8 protein-coding genes are annotated in these 7,144 nt (G+C 41.9%); 7 read left to right on the forward strand and 1 reads right to left on the reverse strand.

All coding sequences use genetic code 11. The features are described from left to right. The 3 genes from H6G97_RS41640 to H6G97_RS41650 all read left to right on the forward strand — a co-directional run. On the forward strand, nt 1-1,140 hold a 1,140-nt coding region (locus tag H6G97_RS41640; RefSeq protein WP_190946433.1), incomplete at its 5' end, for an RHS repeat-associated core domain-containing protein. Between the two features lie 434 nt (nt 1,141-1,574). Next, nucleotides 1,575-3,107 carry an RHS repeat-associated core domain-containing protein gene (locus tag H6G97_RS41645; protein WP_190946434.1) on the forward strand — a complete coding sequence of 511 codons (1,533 nt, stop codon included), beginning with the start codon at nt 1,575-1,577 and terminating at the stop codon, nt 3,105-3,107. Then, nucleotides 3,104-3,514 (forward strand): hypothetical protein, encoded by a 411-nt coding sequence (locus H6G97_RS41650; protein WP_190946435.1) that lies wholly within the window; start codon nt 3,104-3,106, stop codon nt 3,512-3,514. The genes H6G97_RS41645 and H6G97_RS41650 overlap by 4 nt, the downstream gene beginning before the upstream one ends. A 38-nt stretch (nt 3,515-3,552) precedes the next feature. Here H6G97_RS41650 and H6G97_RS56290 read toward each other — a convergent pair whose 3' ends face one another. Then, nucleotides 3,553-3,834 (reverse strand): putative polyvalent protein kinase domain-containing protein, encoded by a 282-nt coding sequence (locus tag H6G97_RS56290; protein ID WP_190946439.1) that lies wholly within the window; start codon nt 3,832-3,834, stop codon nt 3,553-3,555. 721 nt (nt 3,835-4,555) lie between these two features. Here H6G97_RS56290 and H6G97_RS41660 point away from each other — a divergent pair. The 4 genes from H6G97_RS41660 to H6G97_RS51980 form a co-directional block, all read left to right on the forward strand. After that, nucleotides 4,556-5,716, forward strand: a complete 1,161-nt coding sequence (locus tag H6G97_RS41660; RefSeq protein WP_190946436.1) for an RHS repeat-associated core domain-containing protein — start codon at nt 4,556-4,558, stop codon at nt 5,714-5,716. Between the two features lie 2 nt (nt 5,717-5,718). Continuing rightward, nucleotides 5,719-6,135 carry a hypothetical protein gene (locus H6G97_RS41665; RefSeq protein WP_190946437.1) on the forward strand — a complete coding sequence of 139 codons (417 nt, stop codon included), beginning with the start codon at nt 5,719-5,721 and terminating at the stop codon, nt 6,133-6,135. Between the two features lie 192 nt (nt 6,136-6,327). Beyond that, nucleotides 6,328-6,750: a hypothetical protein gene (locus H6G97_RS41670; RefSeq protein WP_190946438.1), complete on the forward strand. Its 423-nt coding sequence runs from the start codon at nt 6,328-6,330 to the stop codon at nt 6,748-6,750. 203 nt (nt 6,751-6,953) lie between these two features. Then, nucleotides 6,954-7,144 (forward strand): hypothetical protein (locus H6G97_RS51980; protein ID WP_206759158.1); only part of this gene is annotated, 191 nt, incomplete at its 3' end.

The raw sequence follows: 7,144 nt of genomic DNA on the forward strand, positions 1-7,144 counted from the left end.
ACCACTTCTTATGAACACAAAGCCGAAAACCTGCGCAACCTGTGGGCGCATGCGGGTGAGTGCATGGGGGTGAGCTTGGAGTATGCTTATTGGCTCGATTTTGGCAGTTTTTTTAAGATTACCGAAACAGCCGATGGCGAGCGCTACTTCTACCACAGCGATCATTTGGGATCAAGCGCTTACATTACAACTGAAATGCGAAGCATTCGCGAAGACCTTCAAAAATCAAACGCTACTGAGCAAAATGGCTACGCAACACAATTCCTAGCATATATGCCCTTCGGCGAAACCCTGGCCGAACAACAAAACGGCACCAGCTACTATTCGCCCTTTAAGTTTTCGGCCAAAGAGAAAGACCCCGAGACGGGCTACAGCTACTTTGGGGCGCGCTACTACTCGCCGGAGTTGAGCGTGTGGTTGAGTATTGACCCCTTAGCCGATAAAGCTCCAGGTTGGACGCCTTATAGATATGGGTTTAACAATCCCATCAGTTTTGTTGACCCAGATGGCTTATTTGAAATTGAAACAGGTAAAATTGAGAAAGGAGACAATCTGAGAACAATTGCAAAACAACTTAATGAAAAGTTTAAAACTAATCTAACAGTCGAACAAATAGCCAAAGCAAACAATATTAAAGATGTCAACAAAATAAAGGCAGGAGAATTTATTAAATTACCAAGAGCAGATGTCGAATTGAATTTTGACTTAAACTCTTTGAAAGTTTCAGATGTCAATTACAATGTCGACATGCCAGGACTAGAATGGAAAGGAACAAGCGGACGAGATGGTTATCAAAATCCTGCATCTCAAAATTTAGAAAACAAAGGCCCAATACCTGAAGAGCAATATTTGGTTGATCCTGCCCGAACACAATCAATTTCGGACATTAGTTCTTGGGATAGATTTAAGGGTAATTTTGGAGGTGGAACTTGGCCAGGGTTAGAAAAATCTTGGGGAGGACATAGAACTTGGCTTACACATTCTACAACAACTAATACATTTGGAAGAAGTGGTTTTACTATACACGGTGGTGCAGTGCCAGGTTCCGCAGGCTGTATCGACTTGACAAGTAGAAACAATAGTTTCCATGGCTGGTTGAGATCTCATAACAAGCCATTAATTTTAAATGTAAAATATTAATATGAAGTTTTTAAAATGGTTAATAATCCTGATTTCAGCGGGTATTTCTGTAATTGCAATGACAGAAATACTCTCGTATTTTAGAAATCCTGAAAGCTATATGTTAGGCTCTGAAGCCATGGTGAGTAATGGAGGGCAATATTATAAAAGCAAATTTACCCTTTTGCTAATTAACTCATTACAAATAATAATATCAATATTTGCGATAATGTTATTTATCAAAACTAAGAAAATGACAAGGTTTATAACACCAATATTGCTTGTTATTTTGCAAATTTTAATTCTTATTTTTACATAATACTTTGAAACTTAGTTTGCTTCATAAAAGCATCAAGGAGTTGGCGTAAGTACATTACCTTAAAATCGATGAAACATGTAGTTCCGACAATTCATCTAACGGCATTCCGTGCTTAGCAACATATAAATCTAGCAATATGACCCACCACTCCGAAATGACTCCAGACTTCACCAAGCAACGCCGCCTCTGCTGGGACGAAGAAAATCGTCTTTTGCTTGCTGCCGATGAGGAGCAGATGGGGGCTTATTTGTATGATGCTGGAGGTATGCGGACGCACAAGGCAGCTGGTACTACCATTGGTAGTACAGTGAATGGCTCTCCGGCATCGTTTGGAACAGTTGGAGAAATGACTCTGTACCCTTCAGAGTTGATCACCGTAAGTACCGGCATGTACACCAAACACTACTACGCCGGTAGCTCGCGGATAGCCAGTAGGATAGGGGGTGGTTTTGTGCCACACAAAGATTTGAATGATTACAGTCCGGTTGCCGTGCCAGACAGGGTAGATCTGTTGCAAACCACTTCTTATGAACACAAAGCCGAAAACTTACGCAATCTGTGGGCGCGTGCCGGTGAGTGTATGGGAATGAGCTTGGAGTATGCTTATTGGCTCGATTTTGGCAGTTTTTTAAAGAATACCGAAACAGCCGACGGTGAGCGCTACTTCTACCACAGCGACCATTTAGGATCAAGCGCTTACATTACAACTGAAATGCGAAGCATTCGCGAAGACCTTCAAAAATCAAACACTACTGAGCAAAATGGCTACGCAACACAATTCCTAGCCTATATGCCCTTCGGCGAAACCCTGGCCGAACAACAAAACGGCACCAGCTACTATTCGCCCTTTAAGTTTTCGGCCAAAGAGAAAGACCCCGAGACCGGCTACAGCTACTTTGGGGCGCGGTATTATTCGCCGGAGTTGAGTGTGTGGTTGAGTGTTGACCCAATGGCCGACAAAAGGCCGTGGCTATCGGCTTACAACTATTGCCAACTGAATCCGGTGATGCGCGTTGACCCCACTGGCATGATTGATATCATGATCGAGGATTTTAGTGGTGGAGGCGAAAGCGATGGAAATGGGGATCCGCCGGCGAAAAGTAGTGCACCGAAGAATCAGGCAGGTGCGCCTTCTGGTGTTGATCAAGCCAAACAGAGTAATTCAAATGGAAGTGCGCAAATAGCTACTCCTAATACTCAGTCAGCGAATCGGAATCCTAGTGGTGAGGCAGCTCCAAATTCAGCGTTCACAATGAGAAGCAATAGCGTAAATTTTGAAACTTTATTCAATGAATTTAGAAATGGTACTGGGCCAGAGTACAGCGGATTTGGTCCTGATCATCCAATGACACAAGACCTCAAAAATTCATTGGTTGTTACAATGGCTATGATCAAATTCGTGGTTGGTGGTCAGAAACCATTAATTAATTACGATGTTCCATTCGGGTTATTAAGTATACCCCTCGCATCACAATCAATGACAGAGCAATTCATTGGCGGAGCAAGGGTTTCTATTATTCCAACTTCGGCTGGGTTGGCGTTTATTGTAAATAATTCAACGGGATGGTATTCATTATCATACCATACTGGAAAGGATGTATACCGTATTCCCGGAAAGAAGATTCCATTCGGAACAACGTATCAAAGATTTATGTGGATTCAACAATGAAAAGGTTAAGAAATAGTTTGTTTTTCACATTATTGTGTTTGTGTTTTGCATTAGCGGGTTGCACAACATGTGTAGATTATGAAGACTTGGATGGTACTTATCAGTATAGTGTTAATGGAATGCTTTCTTCGAATGATGCCATTATTATCTATACAAATGGTGATTATAAATATCTAAGAGTTTATTCTGATAAAAGTACCTTTACGAGGGTAGGAAAATGGAGTTTTAACGACCTGACTTGCGAAATTCTTTTTGAAGATTTTATATTTTCAACGGATAAGCGTACTTTTTCAGAGTCCAAGGGGGGCAATTGGTATTCAAAGGTCAAACTCGTTGATGGGGAAGTTAGATTGATGTACTCGATGGAAGACAACGTTTATTTTGCTAAATCCATAAAACGTAAGTAGTATTTGCCAATCTGGCAATGTTGTAAGCTCCCCCAAAACTAGTACAAGTTGTAAGTAGACGGTAAACCGTTTAATTTCAGAACATGGTCAGCGTCTTTCAGATATACGCTTTGTTCTGCGCCTTCACTTACGTACTGCGTGAAGTCTATGCCATGAATCCAAAGATTGTGTTTGGTGATGTAATCCGTTAACTTCTTTGTCTCTTGTTCTCGGATTTGCTTTGCGTTTTCAACCTCTTCGCTTGATTGCGTGCCATGGTCAAGGTAACGGGTGATTGCTTGGATAGCAGTTCCATAGCTAACTTGGCTCTTTCCTGAAATGACATTTCGTCATTCATGCTTCAGATGATTTTGCATCATGCCAAAAGTACAAAAAAGCGGATGTATAAAAAACCGGTGAGGTTTCTGCAGGCAGCACTCAGCATTCAGCGCTCTGCGTTCAGCCGATAGCCGACAGCCGAATGCGGACGGCCGAAAGCCAACAGCCCTCCGGGCTTGGGGTTTACCGCAGACTTCGCAGATTAGCACAGAGCGGCGAACAGACGACGGAATACGGCGTACGGTCAACGGGCAGCGTTCAGCATTCAGCGTTTGGCGTTCAGCCGACAGCAAACAGTCGACGGAGGACCGTCGACAGGCTACAGCGGAAAGCCGATTGCCGATGGCGGAATGCGGACCACAGACAACCATGCCCCCTACGGGCTTAGTGTTTCCCGCAGACTTCGCAGATTAGCGCAGAGCGGGCATCAGACGACGGACAAAAGACGCCAGACGACTACCGACAGCGAAAAGCTGAATGCCGACCGCAGACCGCCGTGCCCCTTGCTTCTCCACCTCAATTTTCATCCTGGAACCTAAGAGAGTCGAAAAGCTGCTACCGTGAAATCCATTCTTTTGTTATCTTGGCTGTGACTTACCCGGCGAAGCTGTGCGCGCATTAAACCCATACCCCTCTGAGCTCATCACCGTAAGTTCGGGCATGTACACCAAACACTACTACGCCGGTAGCTCGCGGATAGCCAGCAGGATAGGGGGTGGTTTTGTGCCACACAAAGATTTGAATGATTACAGTCCGGTTGCCGAGCCAGACAGGGTAGATCTGTTGCAAACCACTTCTTATGAACACAAAGCCGAAAACCTGCGCAACCTGTGGGCGCATGCGGGTGAGTGCATGGGGGTGAGCTTGGAGTATGCTTATTGGCTCGATTTTGGCAGTTTTTTAAAGAATACCGAAACAGCCGACGGTGAGCGCTACTTCTACCACAGCGATCATTTGGGATCAAGCGCGTATATTACAACTGAGAACGGCTATGCCACGCAGTTCCTCGCGTACATGCCTTACGGCGAAACCCTGGCCGAACAACAAAACGGCACCAGCTATTATTCGCCCTTTAAGTTTTCGGCCAAAGAGAAAGACCCCGAGACAGGTTATAGCTACTTTGGCGCACGGTATTATTCGCCGGAGTTGAGTGTGTGGTTGGGTGTGGATCCGCTAAGTGATGAGTTTCCCAGTTGGACGCCTTATAGGTATGGGTTTAATAATCCGGTGAAATTTATTGATCCTGATGGACTTTTGGAGAGCACCCATGTTGATGAAAATGGAAAAGTAGTAGCGGTTTATAATGATGGAGACAAAGGGGTTTATAAGCATAAATCACTCCCTTCGGAATTTGAAAAGACGAGTGAAAAATTTGGTCGAATTTTAAGTAAAGTAGGCGCAGAGAAAATAGGTGAAACGGAATACATTGACGAGTTTTTAAAACATGATAATAAAACAGGTGCTGTAATTAATGAAATTCAAGATGGTGCACAAATAATGGTGGGTGAATCTTGGATGCCGATGATTGAAAAAATGAATGAATTAACTGAAAATATGCTTTTAGGGGATGTCGGGATGAATTCACTTCCCGGATGTTTGTTTGATATTAAGCAGAATAAGAACTATGCACCTTATGGACCAGCAACAGGAAAAATGCTTAACGGTAAGTATGCCACTGCTAGGTCTGCAGGTAATTTTTTGGCGGGCTACAATGCCTCAACTTCGACTAGAAGATTTAGTGGGGCGATTTCAGAAACCACTATGATGCGAATATCAGGACAGCTACATAGTCTTGGTAATACTAGTGGTCCTCCTTACTTTGGTGAAATTCCCTATGCGGGTCGAAGAATTTCTGAAGGTTTTCAATTTGGTAGACGGCAGTAACTATGAGAACAAAATTTCTAATTTTAATTGCAACATCTTTTTTGACTGTCTTATTGGGACTGGTTTATGTTGATTTTTCTGATTACTTCGTCATCGCAAGTAAGGATGTTGTTGGGAGAATATATGTAAAAAAAATCAATGTTAGTTTGGGCCGTGAATATTATGTTTCTATATCTGAATCTAGATGGAAAAAATACAATGAGAAAAAAGACTTTCTCTTTACGCAATATGACCCTAAGGTTTTTTTGAAGTTATCACATGATTCCTTGTTTGTTTATTCAACAGTACTTGCGTCTAATGTGCCAGAGGATTTTAATTCGAAGTATATTGTTGTATTACAAAAGCTCAGCGCAAAGCAGCTTGACAGCATTCGTCGCATACCCCATTTCTTGCGAGCTGATTTGGTTGAATTTCCTTGAATATGGATCTAAATTCATTGAAATGGACCAAGTAGATTTCTTTTTGAGCAAGTGCGATAATCAAGAACTAATTCGACAGCGTATTTTTTATTCAGGATTTTACGGAGGTGGTTTTCTAATGAACGTACCTCAATGCGGTTTCAATCATGAGATAGAAGGGAGCAAGACTCCAACAATTTTAAATGGAAAGCAATGATGCCCAAGAAGCTAATATCTTCCATTGCAACCATCTCTTTGATAGTTTATTCCTTTGCAGTTCTGATGGAGTATAATGCATCCAGATTTGATCATGAATGCTTTGCGCTGAAAGAAGACTTTAGACAACTGGAGCTACATGGAATTGTGACTGCTAAATATTTGGATGAAAAAAATCATTTGAAGCCTACTGTTAGACTTGAATCTAAGCTAGTTCAATTGCGATGGAAATATGGGCAATTGTATGATCAAATTGAGGAGGGAGATTCAATTTTTAAAATGAGAGGGGAAGAAATGGTTGTTTCAGTTAGGAATGACTCAACATATTTAATTGATTTAGCAGTAGATTGTAAAGAGTTTAAACGACCATTTTCATGGAAAAACACTTTCAAGAATTTTGCTTTGTTTTTCCGCATTTAGCTTTCAGAAAAACAAACAGGCCTGCTGAAGATAGGCCTCATGGAGAGAACGGGATGATAGCATCTGAATGCTGTACTCGATTAACTGAAATCCTAATTATTACCTATTCACATAGGGGCAAAACCAATTCGACTGTTGAATTACGGGAGTTCATGGCTGGAATTCTATTACCGATAAAAGACTATTGAATTTAAAGGGTAAAAATGAGAAAAATGTTTTTTGCGGTTTGTATATGTTTCTTGTATAGTAGTTGTTCAGCCCAACATCCAAAATTAAAAGGATATTTAGCGTTTAAGGAAAAAATTCAGCCAGAAATATTCTCGGAATTTCATGAAAGATTACCGATTCCATTTGAAAAAAACTTGATGGCGTTCATCAGCTTTCCCGAAGCTTT

Source organism: Nostoc flagelliforme FACHB-838 (genome assembly GCF_014698065.1).
Taxonomy (GTDB): domain Bacteria; phylum Cyanobacteriota; class Cyanobacteriia; order Cyanobacteriales; family Nostocaceae; genus Nostoc; species Nostoc flagelliforme_B.

What these genes read in the sequence shown, in the direction of transcription:
- H6G97_RS41665 (WP_190946437.1), top strand. Translation starts at nt 5,719, where the DNA reads ATGAGAACAAAATTTCTAATTTTAATTGCAACATCTTTTTTGACTGTC.
- H6G97_RS41645 (WP_190946434.1), top strand. Translation starts at nt 1,575, where the DNA reads ATGACCCACCACTCCGAAATGACTCCAGACTTCACCAAGCAACGCCGC.
- H6G97_RS41650 (WP_190946435.1), top strand. Translation starts at nt 3,104, where the DNA reads ATGAAAAGGTTAAGAAATAGTTTGTTTTTCACATTATTGTGTTTGTGT.
- H6G97_RS41670 (WP_190946438.1), top strand. Translation starts at nt 6,328, where the DNA reads ATGATGCCCAAGAAGCTAATATCTTCCATTGCAACCATCTCTTTGATA.